General features: G+C 53.9%; 18 protein-coding genes. 11 read left to right on the top strand and 7 right to left on the bottom strand.

Annotated features, from left to right (window positions below):
* The first annotated feature begins 86 nt into the window (after positions 1 to 86).
* Positions 87 to 962 carry a M28 family peptidase gene (locus V2P20_RS16190; protein WP_331820098.1) on the top strand — a complete coding sequence of 292 codons (876 nt, stop codon included), beginning with the start codon at positions 87 to 89 and terminating at the stop codon, positions 960 to 962.
* 39 nt (positions 963 to 1,001) lie between these two features.
* On the opposite strand, the gene mgtE is transcribed toward V2P20_RS16190, so the two are convergent.
* On the bottom strand, positions 1,002 to 2,453 hold the full coding sequence (gene mgtE, locus V2P20_RS16185; protein ID WP_331820096.1) for a magnesium transporter: 1,452 nt from the start codon (positions 2,451 to 2,453) through the stop codon (positions 1,002 to 1,004).
* Between the two features lie 218 nt (positions 2,454 to 2,671).
* On the opposite strand from mgtE, the gene V2P20_RS16180 reads away from it, so the two are divergent.
* The gene (locus tag V2P20_RS16180; protein WP_331820172.1) at positions 2,672 to 2,986 is read left to right on the top strand and encodes a BON domain-containing protein; all 315 of its coding nucleotides are present in this window, start codon (positions 2,672 to 2,674) and stop codon (positions 2,984 to 2,986) included.
* Positions 2,987 to 3,017: 31 nt separating this feature from the next.
* Here the strand turns inward: V2P20_RS16180 and V2P20_RS16175 are convergent, their stop codons facing one another.
* The 4 genes from V2P20_RS16175 to V2P20_RS16160 form a co-directional block, all read right to left on the bottom strand.
* Positions 3,018 to 4,061, bottom strand: a complete 1,044-nt coding sequence (locus V2P20_RS16175) for an MJ1255/VC2487 family glycosyltransferase (protein WP_331820094.1) — start codon at positions 4,059 to 4,061, stop codon at positions 3,018 to 3,020.
* On the bottom strand, positions 4,058 to 4,582 hold the full coding sequence (locus tag V2P20_RS16170; protein ID WP_331820092.1) for a phosphatase PAP2 family protein: 525 nt from the start codon (positions 4,580 to 4,582) through the stop codon (positions 4,058 to 4,060). The genes V2P20_RS16175 and V2P20_RS16170 overlap by 4 nt, the downstream gene beginning before the upstream one ends.
* Before the next feature lie 292 nt (positions 4,583 to 4,874).
* Positions 4,875 to 5,693, bottom strand: coding sequence for a general secretion pathway protein GspB (locus tag V2P20_RS16165; RefSeq protein ID WP_331820090.1), 819 nt, complete (start codon positions 5,691 to 5,693; stop codon positions 4,875 to 4,877).
* Between the two features lies 1 nt (position 5,694).
* The gene (locus V2P20_RS16160) at positions 5,695 to 7,332 is read right to left on the bottom strand and encodes an AAA family ATPase (RefSeq protein WP_331820088.1); all 1,638 of its coding nucleotides are present in this window, start codon (positions 7,330 to 7,332) and stop codon (positions 5,695 to 5,697) included.
* Between the two features lie 72 nt (positions 7,333 to 7,404).
* On the opposite strand from V2P20_RS16160, the gene V2P20_RS16155 reads away from it, so the two are divergent.
* The 4 genes from V2P20_RS16155 to recD all read left to right on the top strand — a co-directional run bounded on the left by V2P20_RS16155 (position 7,405) and on the right by recD (position 16,911).
* Positions 7,405 to 8,274, top strand: a complete 870-nt coding sequence (locus V2P20_RS16155) for a DUF3014 domain-containing protein (protein WP_331820086.1) — start codon at positions 7,405 to 7,407, stop codon at positions 8,272 to 8,274.
* 340 nt (positions 8,275 to 8,614) lie between these two features.
* A complete protein-coding gene (gene recC, locus V2P20_RS16150) occupies positions 8,615 to 11,755 on the top strand; it encodes an exodeoxyribonuclease V subunit gamma (RefSeq protein ID WP_331820084.1) in 3,141 nt (1,046 codons plus the stop codon).
* A 16-nt stretch (positions 11,756 to 11,771) separates the two neighbouring features.
* The gene (gene recB / locus V2P20_RS16145) at positions 11,772 to 15,266 is read left to right on the top strand and encodes an exodeoxyribonuclease V subunit beta (RefSeq protein ID WP_331820082.1); all 3,495 of its coding nucleotides are present in this window, start codon (positions 11,772 to 11,774) and stop codon (positions 15,264 to 15,266) included.
* A 1-nt stretch (position 15,267) separates the two neighbouring features.
* Entirely contained in the window at positions 15,268 to 16,911 is a 1,644-nt protein-coding gene (gene recD / locus V2P20_RS16140) for an exodeoxyribonuclease V subunit alpha (protein ID WP_331820080.1), read from the top strand.
* A 65-nt stretch (positions 16,912 to 16,976) separates the two neighbouring features.
* Here recD and ispB read toward each other — a convergent pair whose 3' ends face one another.
* Positions 16,977 to 17,981 carry an octaprenyl diphosphate synthase gene (gene ispB / locus V2P20_RS16135; RefSeq protein WP_331820078.1) on the bottom strand — a complete coding sequence of 335 codons (1,005 nt, stop codon included), beginning with the start codon at positions 17,979 to 17,981 and terminating at the stop codon, positions 16,977 to 16,979.
* A 259-nt stretch (positions 17,982 to 18,240) separates the two neighbouring features.
* Here ispB and rplU point away from each other — a divergent pair, with 259 nt between their 5' ends.
* The 4 genes from rplU (at position 18,241) to proB (ending at position 21,087) form a co-directional block, all read left to right on the top strand.
* Positions 18,241 to 18,552 carry a 50S ribosomal protein L21 gene (gene rplU, locus V2P20_RS16130; RefSeq protein ID WP_027159057.1) on the top strand — a complete coding sequence of 104 codons (312 nt, stop codon included), beginning with the start codon at positions 18,241 to 18,243 and terminating at the stop codon, positions 18,550 to 18,552.
* Between the two features lie 16 nt (positions 18,553 to 18,568).
* Positions 18,569 to 18,826, top strand: a complete 258-nt coding sequence (rpmA, locus tag V2P20_RS16125; protein ID WP_194968180.1) for a 50S ribosomal protein L27 — start codon at positions 18,569 to 18,571, stop codon at positions 18,824 to 18,826.
* Between the two features lie 118 nt (positions 18,827 to 18,944).
* On the top strand, positions 18,945 to 19,979 hold the full coding sequence (gene cgtA / locus V2P20_RS16120; RefSeq protein ID WP_331820076.1) for an Obg family GTPase CgtA: 1,035 nt from the start codon (positions 18,945 to 18,947) through the stop codon (positions 19,977 to 19,979).
* Positions 19,966 to 21,087, top strand: coding sequence for a glutamate 5-kinase (proB, locus tag V2P20_RS16115; RefSeq protein WP_331820074.1), 1,122 nt, complete (start codon positions 19,966 to 19,968; stop codon positions 21,085 to 21,087). The genes cgtA and proB overlap by 14 nt, the downstream gene beginning before the upstream one ends.
* Positions 21,088 to 21,155: 68 nt before the next feature.
* Here proB and rpsT read toward each other — a convergent pair whose 3' ends face one another.
* Entirely contained in the window at positions 21,156 to 21,419 is a 264-nt protein-coding gene (gene rpsT, locus V2P20_RS16110) for a 30S ribosomal protein S20 (RefSeq protein WP_027159061.1), read from the bottom strand.
* Positions 21,420 to 21,519: 100 nt separating this feature from the next.
* Here rpsT and murJ point away from each other — a divergent pair, with 100 nt between their 5' ends.
* Positions 21,520 to 23,073 carry a murein biosynthesis integral membrane protein MurJ gene (gene murJ, locus V2P20_RS16105; RefSeq protein WP_331820073.1) on the top strand — a complete coding sequence of 518 codons (1,554 nt, stop codon included), beginning with the start codon at positions 21,520 to 21,522 and terminating at the stop codon, positions 23,071 to 23,073.
* Positions 23,074 to 23,153 lie beyond the last annotated feature (80 nt).

Here is a 23,153-nt window from a genome sequence, read left to right as displayed (position 1 = left end):
TTATTATTGGGAGAACAAGCATTCATAGGGCGCCGAGCATTGATTGCCAATGGGCGCACTGTACTTCACTAGGAGGGACTTCTGACATGACGGCATCAGATCCGTACATTGTAAGACTGCGCGAAGACATCGGGCGGCTGGCCCGTGATATCGGTGCGCGCAACGTCTACCATTATCCGCAGCTGGTTGAGGCCGCAGGACTCATTGAACAATGGCTGCGCGAAGCGGGCTATACTCCCGCGCGGCAGGAGTACGAGGCGAAAGGGAGGTTGTTCGCCAATATCGAAGTCGAAGTGCGCGGCATTATTGCTCCGGAAGAGGTGATTATTGTGGGGGCGCACTATGATACGCATCGCCGATCACCGGGGGCTAACGACAACGGTTCCGGCATCGCCGCGCTGCTCGCGCTGGCCCGTGCGTTCGCGCATGAGACGATCGGCCGTACGCTGCGCTTTGTCGCCTTCACCAATGAAGAGAAACCGTTCCTGCGGACCCGGCAGATGGGCAGCCGGGTGTACGCCGCGCGCTGCCGCGAGCGCGGCGAGAGCGTGGTCGGGATGATCTGCCTTGAAACAATCGCCTACCGGTCCGAAAAGTTCGGTAGCCAGCATCTGTCGCTGTTCGGACTGCTGGCACCGGCCCGCGGCAATTTCATCGCGCTGGTCGGCAATCGCCGTTCGCGTGAACTCCTTGCTGACGCCGCGCAGTCGTTCCGGCGAAATTCGCCGGTTCCTTGCGAAACGTTCACGCTGCCGTCCAATTTTCCCGGCGCCTGGAGTTCGGACCACTGGTCCTTCTGGAAGGAGGACTATCCGGCGATCATGGTCACGGATACAGCCCCGTTGCGCTATCCTTATTACCATAAGTCCAAGGATACCATCGAACGCCTGGATTACGGGTTTCTGGCCGCCGTGACCGGCGGCCTGCATGACGTGGTCGCCGATCTGGTCGGAAAAGTATAGAAATAACAAAGGCGACTTTGGAATCGCTGGGAGTCCGCCTCAAGACCGGTCCAGCAAAAACGCGCTGGCCAGTCCCAGAAAAATAAAAAAACCCATGGCATCGGTGATGAAAGTAAGCATGACGCTGGTGCCGACCGCGGGATCCTTATCGAACTTGTGGCGCAGCAAAGGGATGCCGAGGCCGACGAAGACGGCGACTTGCAGGTTGATGAACATGGCGAGGCCCATGACCAGGGCAAGGTCCTGATTCTGATAGAACAGCCAGACCAGCCCGCCGACCAGGCTGCCCAGCAGCGTGCCGTTCAGGATGGCGAGGCTCAGTTCCTTCATGATCAGGTGACGGACATTGGCCCGGGTAATCTGCCCAAGCGCCAGCGAGCGGATGATCAGCATGCTGGTCTGGTTGCCGGTATTGCCGCCCGTCGAGGCGATGATCGGCATCAGCGAGGCCAGCGCCACCAGATGCAGAATCGTGTCTTCGAATAGGCCGATGATGCGCGTTGCGGCAAAGGCCGTGGCGATATTGATCAGCAGCCAGCCCCAGCGGTTTTTGGCGCTCTTCCAGACACTGGAAAATATATCCTCCTCTTCCTCGACGCCGGCCTGAATCAGCAGGTCTTCGTCCGTTTCCTCGCGGATATAATCGACGATGCTGTCGACGCAAAGCCGGCCCAGCAATCGGTCTTCATGGTCGACGACCGGCGCCGAGATAAGGTCGTAACGTTCGAAAGCCCGGGCGGCTTCGGTGAGATTTTGATCGACTGAAAAAGCGATAAAATCAGTCACCATAATGTCCGCTACTTGCTGGCTGGGCGGATGGGTCAACAATCGCTGCAGCGGCAAAACGCCTTTTATTTTATTGCTTTGGTCCACGACGAACAATTTGTCGGTATGGCCCGGCAGTTTGCTGCGCTTGCGGATATAGTCGGCTATGGCTTTCAGGGTCAGGTCGTCCCGGATCTTGATTGTGCCAAAATCCATGCGCGAGCCGACTTGATCTTCCCGGCAGGCCAGAACCGCATCCAGATCCTTGCGTTTTTTGCGATTAAGGGACTTCAGAATGCGCTGTATGGTATTTTGAGGCAGGTCGGCAGCCAGGTCCGCGATCTCGTCGCTTTCCAGCTTGCCGGCGACGACGGCCAGCTCTTCAGGCCCCATGTCGGCAATCAGCGTTTGCCGCACCGCATCGGAGACTTCCAGCAGCACCTGCCCGTCAATATCGGTTCTGATAGCGTTCCAGGCTGTACGGCGCTGATCCAGCGGCAGCGACTCAAGAATATAGGCGATATCGGCTGGATGAAGCTGGGCAAACGCTTCCTGTAAAAGGGCCTGCTGCTGCTTGTGCCGGGCGATCTCGACCAACGCCTGCCGGCTTGCGGGGCCTTTTTGCACCAATGATTCTTCCCGATGCTGTTTTTCCAGCAAAGTGATGACGCGCTGCAGGTGCTGCTGAAGAAACTGCTCGGAGTGGCGTTTGTCGAGGGATTCCATGGTTAAAAATAGTTTAAAGGCCGTAAGATTTGTTTTTATTAAAATATGCTTTTTACAGAGACAATAAGCCTAATTAAAATTTCCGGCTCATTTATGAAAAACATGGAAATGAAACGCTGGGCGATATTTTTATAGTATATGAAATAATATCTTAATTAATGCGGGTTATAATTAACGGCTAAAACCCTATCTATTTATCGACGTTATATAAATATATGATGAATCAATTCAGTTTGATAATACGTTTTTTATCAGTTGTATTATTGGTGTTGTCGCTTGCCGGCTGTGCGGGAAGCAGAAGGCATGAAAGTACCGGCGAATATCTTGACGATTCTGTGCTTACGACCAAAGTAAAAACGGCCATATTCAATGATCCAAGCCTGGAAGTGCTGGATATTAACGTGAAGACATTTAAAGGGGTCGTACAACTGAGCGGTTTTGTCGATTCCGAAAAAGCCGCTAACAAAGCAGTTGAGCGGGCGAGAGCGGTAAGCGGCGTTAAAATGGTCAATAACAGCCTGATCGTTAAGTAGCTGAAACGAAGCGATTGAAATCAGGCAGGCTTTATCTCAATTGAGTCTGCAGCACTTCCACCTTGTTCCAGACGGCATCGACAAAGGCCTTGTTCATTTCCGGCATGCCGTCCTGAATCCATTGAACCAGTATCCTGGCGGTATTGGGATAAGTGACCTGGACGGCATGATCATCATGCAGCCAGCGCTCAATTACCGCCGGGTCCATATCGTTCATGACATAGCCGTAGCCCAGCTGCTGCAAGGCGGCGGCATTGGAGATCTGCTCCATTTGCGCGTGCAGCGGTTTCGCCAGAATCTTTTTGCCCAGCCTCAGCGATTCGCTGGCGAGTTCAAAGCCGGCATTGCTGATGATGCCGGCGCAATCCTGTAAATTCTTCTGAAAGCCTTCGCGGGAGAGCGGATGGCAGGTGATATGGTCGAATTCAGACTGCACGGTTTCCGGCGCATAGACATGAAAGATAAACTGTTTGAAAGGCGACAATAGCCTGATGACTTCGCGCTGGTCTTCAAAAGGCAGATAAACAATAATTTTATTCTTGATGGTATTGGCGGGCGTCCCGGTCGTGTCGATGATGGGAGGCAGAATGGGTTGATCAAAATGGTGCCAATGCAGGCCGACGCCGACATCGGCCGGCGCGAAATATTTTAGGATCTCTTTGGCGATAGGGTTGGAACCCGCTTTGGGGATTTTGTGGTTGAACGCATATTGATGGCCGATACCCAAAACGGTCTTTTTTTGTTTTTTTGCCGCCCAGGCGGTAACCGGCTCAAAATCGCTGATCACCAGGTCGTAAGCGCTCAAATCCAGTGAAGCGACGTCCTTGATGAAAGTCAGCGGTTTGGCTTTGCAAGCGGTCTTCAGGTAATTGACCTGGCCCTTGTCGGTATTAAAGGTCAGGCCGGTACGCACCTGATAGTCGTTGAATATCGCCATTTCGAAATATTTATCGGCAGGACGGCCGGTAAACTGAAAACTAACCTCCATGCCGGCCGCATAAAGTTCCTTCGCCATGACGCGTGCGCGAGTGATGTGGCCGTTACCGGTGCCCTGTACCCCATAGAAAATTCTCATGGAATAATTTGCCCCAGACTGAAAAGCGCCGTGCTGATGCCCAGCATGGCGCCGACCAGCGTGTCGGTCGGGAAGTGAACGCCTAGCACGACGCGCGAGAAACCAATCAGTGCCGCCCAGCAATAAAGCGGAATCATGAGAGCGGGAAAAAAATAGCCGATCAGCGTCGCCATCATGAAGGCAGCCGAAGTATGGCCGGACGGGAAGCTGAATTGATCGGACGGCGTGATGACGCTACGGAAGTTTTGCAGTGCGGCAGCCGGACGGTTGCGTTTGAGGCTGTTCTTGAGTATGAAATAGATTGGCCTCTCGAGCAGGAAGCCCAGCAAAATAGCCTGGAGCAGAGGACTTTCAATACCTTGTCGCCAATACAGCAACCCGGCGATCAACAGATACAGCGGCCCATCGCCGGTCTTTGAAACGTACCGGCTGAATTTTGCCAATGAGCCGTGCATTTTGACATTAATCAGCCAGATAAGCATGAACACATCGTACTTATGTATCGAATAGAGCAGTTTCATTTTCTTGTCCTCTCGGCGTTTTGCAAAAGTCGGCCGCGGTCGGCGTAGAGCCGAACGATCGCGGATTTTCCTTTTGAATTAATTCCTGCCTTCGGGGCAAAGACTAAAACTCTTTTGTGACAAAGAAATGAAGGTTTGTTTAAAGTTTTGTGACAGAGGCTTTAACAGGGCTTTACTTGAAAGGGCTGCCAAAGCCTGAGGCAGGGCGGTTCAGGTGCGAATGAATCCGTACCTTGCAGTATGCATTGTTGGAGGCGCCAGAGAAAGGCGCATCCGAAACAGGCGTTAAGTCTTAAGGACGCTTGATTTTGAACAGGCGATTGTCGTAACTGACGACAAGGCTGTCGGGCCGTATATCCTTGAGCTCCAGCTGGTCTTTGATGAGTTGGCCCGGCGTATATTTGACCATGTCGATCATGACAAAACGTTCGGCAGGCGCCGGTGAATAGACAAAGACATTGATAGGCAGCTTAGGCACCGTGCGACGGAATTCGGCAGGCAGCTCATTCAAGAAAGGCAGGTCGTCCTTTGCCGGCAGCGCGGCCGGGGCCGGTTTTGCAACAGCAGCCACGATGGGCTCGATCGGTTTTACAGGCGCCGGTTTATCGGTTATGGCAGGCAACGGCTCAGGTTTAATGACTGCGTTTTTGACCGGTTCGGCTTTTTGCGGGGCCGGCCTCGGCGGCGCAACCGCCGGTTTAACAGGCTCAATGGCTGGTTTGTTGGCGACAACAGGCTTGGCCGGAGGCTGAGAGGCCGGCACAGTTCTGGCTTCGATGATTTCGGCAATCGATGCGTTTTTAGGTTCAGGCAGTCTGGCTTCGGGCTTGGGCGTCATTATTTCAGCCGGCGGTGCTACGGACGGCTTAACTATAGGCGCAGCGGACTGCGTATCGGCTGGCGGCAGGGTGGCGACAGGTTGTGTTTTTTGCGTGAACCAGAGGAAATAAGCCAGAATAATCAGGTTGCTTATGATCAGTGCGGCGATCAGTTTGGTGGAGCGCTGATGTTGCGGCGGCTGGGGAATAAGGATTCTATTCGCTACTGTATCGGGTTCGATGGCCTGCCGTTCCCGCTCTGATTTTCGCAGTGCATTCAAGATATAAGACATATTAATCCATGATCTCCAAGTGTGGCGAGTCTTTGGCGCCGATGCTGTTGTCCAGGTGAATCAGGGTGCGGGCACCCGCTATGCCGTCAGCCGTCAAATGATGCAGGCGCTGAAAGTCAATCACCTGCTTTTTAAGCGCCTCATCAAAGAACATCGGCTCATTAACACTGGTGCGGGTTCCCGTTACGGTGCTTAACTGCTGGCGAAGCCAGAGCACGTTGGCCGACGTATGCTGCGGGACGATGTCCGCCATATCCGGACGCGGCGGCTGCCAGAGCATCAGATAATAGCCGTCCCATAGGCTCAGTACATCGGCCAGCGGAAACGTCAAATCGTCATTAAAGCGGATGACCGGCTGGCCCTTGTGGACACCGGTCAGCAATGCATAGCGTTTTTGCTCGTTGGCTAACGAGAACTCCAAAATAGCAGGGCGGTCAAGTTCCAGTATATCCTTCCAGTTGGCCTTGTCGAACAGACAGCGAAGGCCCACCGTTTCCATATAATGGCAATCGGCCCGGTTATCGGTCGGCACGGCTTTTTTCCAGGCTTTGAGCGCCTGGATCATGGCTGAGTTCAGCGACAGCGCCGGATCTTCAAGCCAGGCGTTAAAAGTCTTCATTTCGGCTTTCGGCGCAACAGGTTCAGGTTTGGGCGCCGGTTGCGGGCTTTTTATGGCCGGCTTTGAAGCCGGCGCCGGAGATTGGCCTGATAATACGAGCTTGACCTGATGGTCTGCAGGTTGATGCTGGCTGAAAAAATAAATGCCTGCGGCAATGCTGCTGAAAAGCGCCAGCGCTATCGCTGCTTTTTTAGCTTGGCGATGAGGGCTTTCGAGCGCCAGCGTCTCCTGGGCCGCCCGCGCAATGATGTCGGGCGTAATGGCATGGGCATTGGTCGCGTAGGCGCCGAGCAAGGCGCGATCGCAGAGAATATTGATGAGCCTGGGAATACCTGAGGAAAATTGATAGATTTTGCGAACGGCGCGGTCCTTGAAAAGGTCGGGGTTGCCGTTGCAGACGGCCAGGCGATGATGAATATAGGCCCGTGTTTCATCAAGCGACAGCGGCAGTAAATGATAACGGGCTGTAATGCGCTGGTTGAGCTGGCGCAAGTCCTTCTGGCTCAGCAACTGCTTCAGTTCGGGCTGGCCGACCAGAATGATTTGCAGCAGCTTGGTCTTGCTGGTTTCCAAGTTGGTCAGCAGCCGGACCTGCTCCAGAACTTCCAGGCTCAGGTTCTGGGCTTCATCGATCAGCAATACGGTGCGCCTGCCGTTGGCATAGGCGGTGAGCAGGTATTGATTGATCTTGTCGATGAAGTCTTTCAGCGTTTGCCGGTTTTTGTCGTAGCCGATGCTCAGCTCGTCACAGATCGTGGCCAATAATTCGACGGCATTGAGTTTTGGGTTTAAGATCAAGGCGATATCGACATTGGCGGGCAACTGCTGCAGCAGGCAGCGGCACAGCGTGGTTTTGCCGGTGCCGACTTCGCCGGTCAGGGCCACGAAACCGCCGCCCATGTTGATGCCGTAAAGCAGGTGCGCCAGACCTTCCTGATGGCGCGCGCTCATGAACATGAAGTGCGGATCAGGCGCTATCGAGAACGGTAATTCACTGAAATGAAAGTATTGTTGATACACGATTCTGACTTCTTGGGCACTTTAAAAAAATTGTCAATTATTCTAACCCACAACTGAAAGAAGGTCTTAACTATGGGGCGATACGGCCAAACTAAACCAAAAAAATCCAGCAACATTCTGATCTGGCTGGTGCTTGTTTTGATTATCGCTGTAGGCATGGGCTGGTTTTATTTCAATCTGCAGCAACCTGCCGATATTACTGAGCCGCAAACGCAAACGCAACCTTTGGCGCTGCCGCCGGTTTCCGATACCAAGACAGATACGCAAAAGGCGCCGATTCCGACAGGGCCGGATATGGAGGCGCCCGATGCCGACATCGTGCCGGACATTGCCGAAGAGTCCCAACAGGGAAAAGGGGTTATCCTGCCGGATCTTGCCAATAGCGACGGACAGATACGCGAGGACATGATCAGGATTTCGCCGGGGCTTGCCGAATGGCTCAATACCGACCAGCTGATCAGAAAATATGTCACGATCGCCAACGATTTCTCGCAGGGCTTGCGGCTTGAAAAGCATATGCGTTTCCTCAAGCCAGGCGAGCGGTTTGCTCCCGATGCGAACCTGTTCATGAGCCGGCAAAGCTATCAGCGCTATGACAAGCTGGCGGCGGCGATCAATGCGCTGGACGTCGAGGCGGCGCTGGCCGTTTACAAGAAATTCAGGCCGCTATTCGTACAGGTCTTTGCCGAGTTCGGCTATCCTGCGGAATACAAGCTGGAAGACATCCTTGCCAAGGCCGGGGCGGAAATCCTGGCGGCGCCAGTCATAGACGCGCCGATTCCCCTTGTACAGCCCGGGGTGCTTTACAAATACGCCGACAGCGAGCTGGAAAACGCCAGTCCCGTGCACAAGCAAATGCTGCGCATGGGGCCTGAAAACACGCGCATCATTCAACAGAAAGTACGCCTTCTGCTCGAGGGGCTGGTTAATTTGAAAGATTAGCCGGCTGTTCGGCTTATAAAATGCAGGTCAATTAAGCACGAAGAACACGAAGTTTTTCTTTGTGTTCTTCGTGGTTTTATATCTTAAGCTGATGCGCGGGCAAATTTTGTTGTCCTGCAACACTCAGAATTCATTTTACTCATCCTCGCCGGTTGCCATTATGGCCGGTTTCCCTAGACCGGCAGGATGAGTCAAGTCGGGCAGATTCGATGAGATCTGCTGCGTCAAGCCTTACGCGAAAGACCACCATCTGATTGCGTCGATGGCAAGGCGGTTTTACAGTCAGAATATGGCTCAGTCTGTGTATAATGGCCGGGATTCATGACTGGTAAAAATTCCCATGTTCATCCTGCACAGCTCCAATAAAACCGAGAATCTGATGGCGCATCTGAGCGCCGTGATCGGAAACGCGCCGCTGTCATCGCCTTTTGCCAAGGAAGTTTTTCTGATCCAGAGCCAGGGCATGGAACGCTGGTTATCGCAGCAGCTGGCGACTGAATTCAAGGTCTGGGGCAACTATGAGTTTCTGTTTCCGAACCGCTTTTTCAGCTCCTTGGCCCAAAAGGTCAACCTGTCGCTCAATGATACGGTTTTCGAGCGGAATGTCATGCTCTGGCGGTTTGAGGCTCTGCTGCGGCGATTACAAGAAGATTCCTTTGGGCATGAATTCAAGGCGTTAAAGCAGTATCTGACCGGCGAGAATCTTGCCGTCAAGCGTTATCAGCTGGCGCAGCAGCTGGCGCAGATTTTCGACCAGTATCAGATGATGCGGCCCGACATGCTGGAACTCTGGCACCAGGGGCAACTGCTTTACCAATCCGAAACCGAGCGATGGCAGCGGGCGCTCTGGCTGCTCGTCACCGGTCAGATCGGCGTCAGGCACCGCGGTTCGCTGTGGCTGGATGTGATCGAGCGTTTGAACAAAGCCGGGGAAGGCGCTTTCGGCGATGCCGTGCCCGAGCGCGTGTCCGTGTTCGGCGTCAATACCATGCCGCCTTTGTTCCTGAGCTATCTGCAGGCGCTATCCAGGCATTGCGATGTGCATTTCTTTCTGCTGAATCCGGCACGGGAGTATTGGGCCGATATCGAAAGCAGGCGTCAGCGCGTCGGAGCGGAAACGTTCACCGGGCACCCGTTGCTGTCAACGCTGGGTCAGCAGGGCCGCGAGCTCCAGGACATGATTCTGGAACAGGTGCAGTTCGATTTCGAGCCGGCCAGCTTTGAGCTGAACGAAGTCCACTCAAATCTGCAGCAGTTGCAGAACGATATCCTGAATAATGCGCCGGAAAAGCGGGCGCTGCAGAAAGACGACTCGATCCGTATCCATGCCTGCCATTCGCGTATGCGCGAGGTCGAGGTCCTGAGAAACGAGCTGCTGCTGGCGCTGGAACAGGACCCGACGCTGGAACTGCGCGATATCGTGGTCATGGCCCCCGACATTCAAGCCTATGAGCCGTTCATCGCCGCCGTCTTCGACGACATTCAGCACGCCATCGCCGACCGCAGCCTGCGCGTGAGCAATAATGCCCTGGAAGCCTTTATCCGCTTCCTGAGCTTGAGCCAGAGCCGTTTCGGCTGGCAAAGCGTGCTGGACCTGCTGGAACAGCCGGCGGTCTATTCGGGCTTCAGCCTGTCCGAGACCGATCTGGAGCTGATAAAGCATTGGGTGCGCGCCACGGAAGTGCGCTGGGGCAAGTCGGCCAGCCACCGGCGGGAGTTGGGATTGCCCGAGCTGGGCGGCAACACCTGGCAGGCGGCGCTGGACCGGTTATTAATGGGCTATGCGGTCGGCAGCGATGACGATTTCATCGATGAAGTGCTGCCTTACTGCGATATCGAAGGCTCATCGGCGCAGGCGTTGGGCGGCCTGTGCGAATTCATGCAGCTGGCGTTTCAGGCCAGCTCGGAACTGAAGCAGGCTAAAACGCTGAAAGCCTGGAGCGCGCAGCTTTATTATTATGCCGATCAGCTGCTGCAGGGCGCCGATACGGTTGAGCGCCAGCAGCTTAACGAGCTGCTGATCGAATTATCGGCCGATGTGGCGGCCGTCCATAATGACGATGTCGAACTGCAAGTCATTATCAGCTGGCTGGAAGGCACGATTTCCGAGCGCAAATCCTCGCACGGCTTTTTGCGCGGCCAGTTGACGTTCTGCTCGATGCTGCCTATGCGCTCGATTCCTTTCAAGGTCATTGCGCTGCTGGGCATGAATGACGGCGAATTCCCCAAAGTCGACCGCGCCCCGACTTTCGATCTGCTCGGCCGGCATTTCCGCAAGGGCGACCGCTCGCGAAGGGCTGATGACCGCTATCAGTTTCTGGAAATCCTGCTGTCGACGCGCCAGCGCCTGATCATGACCTATATCGGCCAGTCGATCAGCCAGAACGATGCCATTCCGCCGTCCGTCATCATCAGCGAACTGCTCGACGTGCTCGAGGACAGTTACGGTCTGACCGGGCTGGTAATCAGGCATCCCTTGCAGCCGTTCAGCCCGCGCTATTTCGACGGAGTATCGGAACTGTTCAGCTTTTCGGCGACGGATTGCGCAACGGCCAAGGCCCTGTCGGCGACCAGGCAGGAGCCGCAATTATGGTGGCAGGGCGCTATCGAGATCGAAGCCAATGAACGCATTGATCTGAGCGAATTGTTTGCCTTCTTCCTGCATCCGCAGCGCTATTTCCTGCGGCAGCAGCTGGATCTGCGCTTTGGCGGCATGGAGGCCAAGGCCGAAGAGCGCGAACCCTTTGAGATCGGCAAACTGGACGGCTACGCCATCCATCATGGTTGGATACGGCAGCAGCTAAGCGGTACTTCCATATCGCTGAAAAAACTGCAGGCACAGGGCCGCTGGCTGGCCGGCAGTCCGGGCGAGCTCGAGTTTGAACGGCAGCAGAAATTGATCGCCGAATTCGTCCAGCGCATCGAGCAGAAAAATCTGGGCCCGGCATTGGACGATCTGCCCGTCGACATCAAAGTCGGCAGCTATCGCCTGATCGGCAAATTGGGCAACCGCTATCAAAACGGCAGCCTGTTCTATCGTTACGCCGATCTGAAAGGCAAGGACTTCATCAACGCCTGGCTGCATCATCTGGTCATCAACCGCCTGGAGCCGCAGGCGACCTGTCTGTTCAGCACCGATGAAGATCTGCTGTTTCTGCCCGAGCATTGCCAGCCCGAATACCTGCCCGAACTGATAGAGATTTACCGGCTGGGCCAGCAGCAGCCCGATGCGTTCTTTGTCGAGCCGGCGCTGGCCTATGTCAGGCAGGCGCATAAGCTCAATGCCGGCAGCCGCGCAACGAAGTCGGCGCTCGATACCGCCATGGAGCAGCTGGCCCGAGCCGTTGAACAGCCGTATGAGCCGGAGCTCAGAAGGCTTTACCGCAATGCCGACGATATAGCGCGGGTGCTGGGCGAATCGTTCGAGCGGCAATGCCAGGCGCTGCTGCAGGATGTCTGGGCAGCAACGCATGGCCAGTGATTATCGGATAATGAAAATGCATGATTTCAACCCGGTGCAAACCGAACTGCTCAAAGGCGTCAATCTGATAGAAGCCAGCGCCGGGACCGGCAAGACCTATGCCATCGCCATGCTGGTGCTGCGTTTTGTCGTCGAGCAGGACATGAAGATCGAGGAGTTGCTGGTCGTGACCTTTACCAAGGCGGCGACTGAGGAGCTGAAATCGCGTGTGCGGGCCAGGCTGGCCGAAGCCAAACGGGTGCTGGACGGACGCCTTGATGACGTGGACAGCAATGTGGTCGCGTGGCTGGATAATCTCGACATAGAGCCTGAACTGGTTAGACAGCGCCTGGAACGGGCATTGCTGGATATCGATCAGGCCGGCATCTTCACGATCCATAGTTTCTGCCAGCGCATCTTGAAAGAGCATGCGCTGGAAAGCGGGCAGCTGTTCGATGCCGAGTTGACCAGCGATCTGGCCGACATCAAGCAAGCCTGCGCGGACGATTTCTGGCGACGGCAGATTTATAACCGCTCGGCCTGGGAGGTTTCGGTGCTGACGGCGGACTATAAAACCCCGCACGAGCTGCTGGCCAGCGTCGATTTCATTCCGGCCCATGTCGATGTTTATCCTCCAGGCTCTTGTCTGGACAGCCAGTTGGCCGAATTAAGGCAGTTGGCGGCCTCAGTCAGGGAAGCGCTGGATGCTTGTGTAGAGTCGCTGAGGAACAGCTTTGCCGACGGCAAGTTCAAGCCGAGTTATTGCGACAGCTTTGAACAGCATATCCAGGCGCTCAGCGATTGGCTGCACGGCAGGACGGCGCAGCTGCCCGATGCCGAGACTCTGGCTGTTCTGACCGAAGACGGGCTCATGGAAGGGCTGGACGGCCGCAAGCTAAGAGGCGATAAGAAGGCCGGCTATCTGGCTGATCTGGCGATCGATACCGCGCCTTTCGATGCGCTGGCCGAAGCGCAGGGCGCTATTACCTTGGCTTTGCGCCGGAGCCTGCTGGAAACCTTGCACCTGGAACTGGACAAGCGGCTGCGGCAGATGAACGTCATGTCGTTCGATGATCTGATCACGCGCCTGTCGGAAGCCCTGCGCGGCGACAAGGGCGAACTGCTGATCGCCGAACTCCGGCAACGCTTCAAAGTCGCGTTGATCGATGAATTCCAGGATACCGATCAGGACCAATGGTTTATTTTCTCGTCGCTGTTTGCATCGCCTGATCATTACCTGTATCTGATCGGCGATCCCAAGCAGGCGATCTACAAATTCCGCGGCGCCGATATTTACTCCTATCTGGCGGCGCAAAAACAGGCTCGGCATCAGTTCACGCTGGGTAAGAACTGGCGTTCGCACCCCGAGCTGGTCGATGCCGTAAACACGTTGTTCAAGCGCGAGCGGGCATTTCTGCTCCAGGATCTGACGTTTAATGCCGTAGCGGCGGCCGTGCCGGCGGCTGAACGGACGCTGTATCAGGCCGACCGCGCGCTCGCGCCGATGGTGTTGTGGCAGTTGCCGCCAAGCGATGCCAAATCGGGCTACTGGACCGCCGGCAAGGCGGCCGACGAGATCAGAAACGCGGCCGTCAATGAAATTCTGCAATTGCTGAGCGGCGATTATACGCTGGCCAGGAAAATCAATGACGATGTTATGGCCGGAAAGCTCGAACCCAGGGATATCGCGATTCTGGTGCGGACCAATACGCAGGCCCGTGACTACCAGGCGGCGTTGCGCAGTGTGGGCGTGCCGTCGGTATTGAACAGCACCGAATCTGTTTTTGCCTCACAGGAAGCCCTGGATTTATATGTGTTGTTGCAGGCTGTGGCGCATCCGGGCGAAATGGCCCTGCTCAAGCAGGCGCTGGCCTTGAACTGGTTCGGCCTGGACGGCCGGGCGCTTTATGAGCTGGTCAACAGCGAGACGGAGCTGGATGCGCGCATGGCGCGTTTTCTGGGCTATTACCAGGACTGGCAGCAAAAAGGCCTGATGGTCATGATGCAGCATCTGCTGGCGCAGGAGGCCATCCGGACGCATCTGTCCGCCACGGTCATGGCCGAGAGGCGTCTGACCAATCTGCATCATCTGATCGAGCTGGTGCAGCAGGCCGCCGTCGACGAGCATCTGGGCATCAATAAAACGCTGGATTGGCTGCAAGCGGCCATTGCCAAGGCGGAGCAGGACAAAAGCAGCGCCGACGATCAGCAGTTGCGGCTCGAAAGCGACGAGGAGGCGGTCAAAATCATCACCATGCACCGCTCCAAGGGGCTGGAGTATTCGGTTATTTTCTGCCCTTATCTGTGGCAACGCAGCGGCCGGTTGAACAGCGAAACGCGGCTGATCAAATGCCATGACAGCGGCCGAGCGACCGTCGATCTGGGCTCGAAGGATTTCGAACGGCGCAAGGCGCTGGCGCTGGCCGAAGAGCTGGCCGAGGATCTGCGCGTGTTTTACGTGGCCGTGACGCGGGCCAAATCGCGCTGCTACATCGCCTGGGCCGATGTCAGGACTGAGAGGGCCGCCAATGATTCGGCCATGGCCTGGCTGCTGGATTTTGCCGATGCCGACTTTGCCGCGCAGCAGGCAAAATTTGTCGCCTTATGCCAGTCGAGCTCGTTTGACTATCGATTACTGGAACTGCCATGCTTGACAGTCGGCAGTTATCAGCGGCGGTTTGCGCCGTGCGATTTGCTTCCCAAAAAACGGAAAAGGCCGTTATATACGAGCTGGCAAATGAGCAGTTATACGGCCCTGTCGAATTTAAGCCTGCACGATGCGCCCGAGTTGCCTGAAGACAAAGCCGGTGAGGCGCAGCGGTTGGAGCCCGAAAAGGACAAGCTGGCATTGCCGCGCGGCGCGCATACCGGCAATGTCGTACACGCGTTGCTGGAGAATGTAGCGTTTGCCGATCTGGCCCGGCGCAAGGATATCTCGAAATTGCGCAATCAGGCTTGCCAGCGTTACGGCCTCAGGCTGGAAACGCCGGAGCTGATTGATGAGTTGCTGCAAGCCGTCGTCATGACGCCGCTGTCCGATACGGATGCGTCTTTCTGTTTGATGAACCTGAAAGAAAGCCGCTGCCTGAAAGAGATGCCGTTCTATCTGTCCATGCAGCCGGTCGATGTCAGCCGGATCAACAAGATTCTTCTCGATACGCCGATTTTTCAGCCGTTGAACAGCAAGCAGATGTGCGGCTATCTGACCGGTTTTATCGACCTGGTCTGCGAGCATGACGGCCTTTATTACATCATGGACTACAAGACCAACAGCCTTGCCGATTATGAGAATGAAACTTTGGCCCGGGCCATGCTCGAGCATAATTATGGGCTGCAATACTGGATTTATACCGTGGTGCTGCACCGCTATCTGCAAAAACGCCTGCCGGATTACAGTTATGAGCGTCACTTCGGCGGCGTCCGTTACTTATTTGTGCGCGGCATGCAGCCTGAGCAGGCCATGAGCGGGGTTTATCAGGACCGGCCGGAGCTGGTCAGGATCGAAGCCCTGGCAGCATTGTTTGGAGAATAAGATGCAGGATCAGGAAAAAGTCTATAGCCGGCTGGATGTCGCTTTCGCCCGTTTTCTGGGGCAGCGGTGCAAGCTCAGCACTGAGGAAAAGCCGCTGTTTGAAAGCCTGGTCAGGCAGTTGTCGCATGAGCAAAGCCAGGGCCACAGCTGCATGCAACTGGCGGAGAGCGACTGCGCATTGGTGCGGGCTTCGGGGTTGGCGGCCGTATCAGGCCAGACTGCCGGGTCGTTGCCCCTGGTGCTCGAGCAGAACCGCCTGTATCTGCATCGTTATTGGGATTATGAAAGCCGTCTGGCGAAACAGATCAAGGCAATGGCACAGGCAAAGCCATCCATAGAAGGCCTAGACGCCGCGCTGGACCGTTATTTTCCGGCGCGGCCCGATGAGGTCGACTGGCAGCGAGAGGCCGCCAATATGGCACTTACGCGGGGATTTTGCATTATTACCGGAGGGCCCGGGACAGGCAAGACGACGACGGTGGTCAGGATTCTGGCCTTAATGCAGGAACTGGCCTCAGAACCTCTGCATATCGCTTTGGCGGCGCCGACTGGCAAGGCGGCCATGCGTCTGCAGGAATCGATAGGCGCTAACAAAGCGTCGCTGCCGTGTGCGGAATCCGTCAAGCAGCTTATCCCTGAAAAAGTGACAACGCTGCACCGCTTGCTGGGCGCCATGCCGCCGTCTCCGTATTTTCGCCATAATGCCGACAAGCCGTTGATTTATGATCTGGTGGTGGTCGACGAGGCGTCCATGGTCGATCTGGCGCTGATGAGCAAATTGGTCGATGCGCTAAAGCCCGGCGCTGGCCTGATTTTGCTTGGCGATAAGGATCAGCTCGCTTCGGTCGAATCGGGAGCCGTGCTGGCCGATCTGACGGCGATTTTGCCGGACTGTACGCTGGAGTTGAAGAAATCGCACCGGTTTGACGAGAACATCAAGAAGCTGGCGACCGCCGTAAATCAGCAACAGGCCGATGTCGCCTGGCAGGCGCTGCAGCGTGGGGATAAAAATATAACGCTACTGGATCAGGACCTTGTCGATTATGTGGCGGGGCGGCAGGCGGATTACCTGCAGCTGGTTAAGGCCGCAGCGCCCTTTGACGAGATCTATCGCGCCTTCAGCCGCTTTCAGGTGCTATGCGCCAATCGGCATGGCAAAAACAGCGTCGCCGAGATCAATCATCTGGTCGAGCAAAAGCTCGTCACGCAGAAATTGATTAATGTGTCCGGGCTTTGGTATGTCGGGCGGCCAATCATGGTTACGCAGAATAACCCTGCTTTGCAACTTTACAATGGCGATATCGGCATTTGTCTGCCCGATCATGATCAGAGCGGAAAACTGATGGTGTTTTTCCAGCGGGCCGATGGCAGTGTTAAAAAATACTTGCCCGCGCGCGTGCCGCATTGCGAGACCGTGTTTGCGATGACCATACACAAAAGCCAGGGTTCCGAGTTCGAGGAGGTGCTGATTGCTTTGCCTGATGCGGTTAATCCCGTGTTGACAAAGGAATTGCTTTACACGGCTATCACCCGGGCCAGAAAAACGGTCAAACTGGTAGCTGATGAGGCAGTGTTCGTGGCGACTGTTGGTCGGAGGGTCGAACGTATCACCGGTCTGGTCGATAAATTCAAATCTGATCTATAAGATTGATAGGCTGTATGCGCCGACGCTGTGCTTAGAAGCTAAGCACAGCCCTGCCATTTCTGGCATTAATAATTGCGTTGAACGGAAAACTTAGCCAATAGAATCAGTGCGTTTTTGTATTCCGAATCGGGCAGGATGCTTAATGCATCGATCGCTTTTTGCGCTTCTTCATCGGCGCGCTGCTCGGTATAATCAATCGCTTTAGTGCTCTTTACGACGGCATAAACTTCACTGAAGGCATCGCGATTGCCGTTCTTGACCGCATCGATCACGATATTGGCTTCGCTGTCATTGCCGTGCTGAATGGCATAAATCAATGGCAAAGTCGGTTTGCCTTCGGCCAGGTCGTCGCCGAGATTCTTGCCTAACTCCTCCTGATTGGCCTTGTAATCCAGCGCATCGTCGATAAGTTGAAAAGCGATGCCGAGATGCTGGCCGTACCTGGCCAAGCCTTCTTCCACTTCTTCGGAAGCATTGGAGATGACGGCGCTCAGTCGGGTTGCGGCGCTGAACAGGATGGCTGTTTTTCTGGAGATGACTTCGAGATATTTTTCTTCGGTGGTTTCGGGGTTATTGCAGTTCAAAAGCTGCAGAACCTCGCCTTCGGCAATGGCGGTTGTCGTTTTGGACAGAATTTCCATAACGCGCATATTGCCCGTGCGCACCATCATTTCAAATGCGCTGGAGTAGAGGTAATCACCGACCAGGACGCTGGCGGCATTGCCCCAAACCGCATTGGCAGACTGTTTGCCGCGTCGGCGGTCTGAATCGTCAACCACGTCATCGTGCAGCAGTGTCGCGGTATGGATGAATTCAATGACGGCGGCGAGCACCAGATGATTGCTATTGACATCGCCCAAAGCTTTGGCTGCAAGCAGCAGCAGCATCGGGCGCAGTCTTTTGCCGCCGTTGCCGATAATATAATGGCCGACCTGATTGATCAGGATAACATCGGAACTTAACTCGTTAATGATGAGCTGGTCGACCGCCTTGGCTTCAGAGATGGTTAAATTCTTGATCGAATTAAAATCAATGGGCGCTGATGCGTTCGATGTGGATTGTGATGCCATTATTAATGCTGCGTGTTTAGATTAGGTTATTTTTCATGATGATAGCTATGAAATACAAAGCCGTTAAGCTATTATAACTTAATACAAAGTTAATCGCCCATGCTATTGAATAAACTATAGTGGTGTCAATAGCCTTCTTGTGTTATTTTATTGCAAGAATATTAGGGGTCGGTTGATTTTAAATTTGACTTGACTTAGTTTTAAAAATAAAATTGTCTGTTCACTTTAAACAGATTAATGCTTGATGGAGCTTGCGCAGATGTATGCGGTAATTCAAACAGGTGGTAAACAGTACCGAGTAGAAGAAGGTACGACCTTAAAAATAGAAAAACTTGAGCTTGGAACAGGCGACAGCATTGAATTCGATAAAGTGCTGATGGTTCAGTCAGGCGGCGATGTTAAAGTTGGTCTGCCTTTCATTGAAGGCGGCAAAGTGACAGCGACTGTTTTGTCTCAAGGTCGGCATAAAAAAGTTAAAATTATTAAATTCAGAAGACGTAAGCACCATATGAAACACATGGGGCATCGTCAATACTATACAGAAGTCCAGATTACTGGCATTTCTGCTTAATATTTAGGAGTTACAGATGGCTCATAAGAAAGCGGGCGGTAGTACGCGTAACGGACGCGACTCTAATGCGAAAAGATTGGGTGTTAAACGTTTTGGCGGTCAAGTCGTGACGGCGGGCAGCATTATTGTGCGCCAACGTGGAACGCATTTTCATGCAGGCGACAATGTCGGTTGCGGAAAAGATCATACATTGTTTGCAACAACTGACGGTAAAGTGCTTTTTCAGGTTAAAGGTCCTAATGGCCGTAAATTTGTCAGTGTAGTTGCTGCATAAAACTTACAAGCCGCACTGTGGGCGGTAGTATGGTTGTCTAAAAAAGCTCCGCTCGTTAATAGTGGGGCTTTTTTTGTTTTTATCGGTAAGTAAGTTTTTAAATGCGGCGGCGTGATTTATGAAATTTGTTGATGAGGCGGAAATTCGTGTAGAAGCGGGTGATGGCGGCAATGGCAAGGTCGGCTTCCGTCGCGAGAAATATGTGCCGTTGGGTGGGCCTGATGGCGGCGATGGCGGTGATGGCGGCAGTGTCTATCTGGTCGCGGCTGAAAATGTAAATACGCTGGTTGATTTTCGCTATCACTCAGTACACAGGGCGCAGCGCGGCGAGAATGGCATGGCTCGCAATTGCACGGGAAAAAAAGGTGATGATTGCTATGTGCAGGTGCCTTTGGGCACGCGTGTCTCCGATGCGGAAACAGGCGAGGAGATGGGGGACCTGACCGAAGTCGGCCAGACGTTGCTGGTGGCCAAGGGCGGCTTTCATGGTCTCGGCAATACCCGTTTTAAAAGCAGTGTTAACCGTGCTCCGCAATATGCCAGCAAAGGTACTGAAGGCGAGCATCGCAGGCTGCATTTGGAGTTGACGCTGATTGCCGATGTCGGCTTGCTTGGCATGCCTAATGCGGGGAAATCCAGTCTGATACGGGCGGTATCGTCAGCTCGGCCTAAAGTTGCTGATTATCCGTTTACTACGTTGCATCCTAACCTTGGCGTGGTCAGGATCGATGATCTGCGCAGTTTTGTGATTGCCGATATTCCGGGTGTGATTGAAGGGGCGGCTGAAGGTGCGGGGCTGGGTTTGCAGTTTCTCAAGCACTTGTCGCGGACGCGCCTGTTGTTGCATCTGGTTGATGTTGAGCCTTATGAAAGTTCGGATTCGCCGGTTGAGGCAGCGCGCAAGATTATCCGTGAAGTCGAGAAATGGAGCGATGATTTGGCGCATAAGCCGCGTTGGCTGGTGCTCAATAAAGTAGACAGGTTGCTTGATGAGGAAGTGGGTGAGCATTGCCAGGCAATTATTGATGAGCTTGGCTGGTCGGGGCCGGTCTTTAAAATCTCGGCAATTAACGGGGATGGTGCTAGAGAATTAATGTTTGCCATCATGGAATTTTTGGAACAGCATCGGCGAGAAGAAAGTGAGCAGGAGTGATTTTGCGAAAGCCAAGCGAATTGTCGTCAAAATAGGCAGTTCTTTGTTGACGGATGGCGGCCGAGGCCTCAACAAGCCGGCTATTGCGGCTTGGGTTAGGCAAATGGCTGCGCTAAGGCGGCAGTCAATTGAAGTGCTGCTGGTTTCTTCGGGTTCGGTGGCCGAAGGCATGTGCCGTCTAGGCTGGAAAACAAGGCCTAAAACATTGCATGAGCTGCAGGCGGCGGCGTCGGTTGGTCAGATGGGGCTGGTGCGCGTTTTTGATGATAATTTTCAACAACACGGATTGCATGCGGCGCAGGTGCTGCTGACGCACGATGATTTATCGGACCGTCAGCGCTATTTGAATGCCAGAAGCACTCTGCTGACGCTGATAAAGATGGGGGTTGTGCCGGTCATTAATGAAAATGACACGGTCGCAACCGAAGAAATCCGCTTTGGTGATAATGATACCCTGGGCGCCTTGGTGGCGAATCTGGTGGAGGCGGATCTGCTGATCATTCTGACGGATCAGAAAGGGTTGTTTACGGCCGATCCAAGCCTGTATCCTGAGGCGGAGTTGATCTCCGAGATCAGTGTCAATGATGGTCGACTGGATATCGTGGCTGGAGAGAGCCGTAGTGGGCTGGGGCGAGGCGGCATGTTTACCAAGGTTCGTGCGGCGCGCCTGGCGTCCAGATCGGGGGCTGCTACCGTGATTGCGGCAGGTGTTGTTGAGGATGTGATTACGTCGGTGATTGCCGGGGCTAATCTGGGGACGTATTTATTGCCGGATATAGAGCCTTTGGTGGCCAGAAAGCGCTGGCTTGCCGGGCAGTTGCAGGTCAAGGGAAAGCTGGTTCTTGATGCGGGCGCAGTCAGAGTTTTAAAAAGTGACGGCAAGAGCTTGTTGGCTGTTGGTGTTAAATCAGTATCGGGTCGGTTTGAGCGCGGCGAGCTAGTTTCGTGTGTGGATGAAAGCGGTCAGGAAATCGCCCGGGGGCTTGTCAATTATGGCAGGGCGGATGCAGCGTTAATTGCCGGCAAGAGCAGTTCTGAATTTGAAGCTATTCTTGGCTATGCCGATGATTCGGAAATGATACACCGAGATAATATGGTATTGCTGTAGAACGGCCAAATAAAAAGGCCGCAACTCGTGGGAGTTCGGCCTTTTTATTAGTAAGACTAAAGCTTTTATTAAGCGATAGATTTTACTTTTGAATTCAGTCTGCTTTTGCTGCGAGAGGCTTTATTTTTGTGGATAAGGCCTTTGTTTACTGCTGAATCGATAATGGGCACAACGGTCTTGAAGGCGGCTTGCGCTTTTTCTTTGTCGCCCGCGTTAACTGCGGCAATAACTTTTTTTACGAACGTGCGTAAATTGCTGCGTTGTCCTGCGTTGCGAATACGGCTTTTTTCCGCTTGTCGCGCACGCTTTTTAGCTTGTGCTGTATTAGCCATAATTTCTCGATTTTTGCTATGTGAGTTAATAAGACCGCATATTATCTTTTTAAATGTTATCATTGTCAAAAAAATAATGAATTAACAATGAGGAGCAGCATTGAGCGGGCAGCTTTTTAAGTCCACTGCCGTTGTAGGCGGCATGACCATGATTTCGCGGCTATTGGGATTTGTCCGGGACATGCTGATAGCGCGGCTTTTCGGCGTCAATCCGGCAACCGATGCGTTTTTTGTTGCTTTTAAAATTCCGAATTTTCTGCGGCGCCTGTTTACTGAAGGGGCTTTTGCCCAGGCCTTTATTCCAGCGCTATCAGACCAAAAGGAGCGCGGCAGCCGGGCGGCGTTAAAGCAATTCGTCGACAGGACGGCCGGAAGCTTGGTGCTGGTTTTAATGCTGGTTACGATTCTCGGCATGATTGCTGCGCCTGTGCTCATTACTTTGTTCGCTCCCGGCTTTATCTGGCAAGGATCTCAGCATGAACTGGCCGTGCAGATGCTGCGGATTACTTTTCCGTATTTGTTTTTTATCTCGTCGGTGGCGTTTGCAGGCAGTGTCTTGAATGCGCACGGCAAGTTTGCCATTCCGGCTTTGACGCCGGCTTTGCTGAATATCTGCATGATCGCTGCCGCAATCTGGCTGGCGCCCCTGATGGCCGAGCCGGTTGCGGCATTGGCGTGGGGAGTCTTCATAGCCGGCGTAGTGCAATTGTTGTTTCAGATGCCGGCCTTGATGCGCTTAGGTCTGCTCCCGCGGCCGAGATTCGATTTTAATGATGTAGGCGTCAAGCGCATGATGGGGTTCATGTTGCCGGCGATTCTCGGCGTTTCAGCCACGCAGATCAATTTGCTGCTGGATACATTGATGGCTTCGTTTTTAGGCGCCGGCAGCGTTTCCTGGTTGTATTATTCAGACCGTCTGGTGGAGTTTCCGCTGGGTATTTTCGGAATTGCCGTGGCTACAGTTATTTTGCCGAGCTTGTCGAAAAATCATGCCGCCGACGATGCGAGGGCCTTTTCGAATTCATTGGATTGGGGGCTGCGCTTGGTTTTATTGATCGGCATGCCGGCCATGGTCGGGCTGCTGATGCTGGCCGAACCGATTTTATCGACACTGTTTCAATACAAGGAATTTGGCGCTGACGATGTGCAGCTGGCAGGGCAGAGCCTCATGGCGTATTCAGCCGGATTGTTGGCATTTATTCTGATTAAAGTGTTGGCGCCTGGTTTCACTTCCCGGCAAGATATGAAAACGCCGGTCCGTTATGGGTTATATGCTATTGCCGCCAATATCATTTTAAACGCTGCGCTGATGTTTCCTATGGCGCATGCGGGGATCGCTTTGGCAACATCCCTGAGCGCGTTTTTAAATGCTTTTTTACTGCTTGGCAAACTGTTGAAAGAAAAGGTTTATCGGCCGGCCGAAGGATGGGCATTGTTTTGGGTCAGGATACTGTTGGCAAGTGCAGTAATGGCGGCCGCCTTGTATTATTCCGTTGATGTCAGTCAGTGGGGGCAGTGGGATTCCATGGACAGAGTCATCAATTTGATCGTATGGATTGCGATAGGGTGTGCAATTTATGCGTTTACATTAGTCATGACCGGTTTAAGGTTCAAGCATTTAGTCGGCTGGCATGACAGTAACGTATTGCAATAGCGCTTTGCCGAAATCCTAGGATTTCTTGCCGGATTCATGCATTTCGCCAGATTTATGTTTTGAGTTCACATGAAGTTACC

The sequence above is a fragment of the Methylobacter sp. Wu1 genome (assembly GCF_036553575.1).
Taxonomy (GTDB): Bacteria; Pseudomonadota; Gammaproteobacteria; order Methylococcales; family Methylomonadaceae; genus Methylobacter.
The sequence above is the reverse complement of the archived record's forward strand: the minus strand, read 5'-3'. Positions and strand labels throughout refer to the sequence as shown.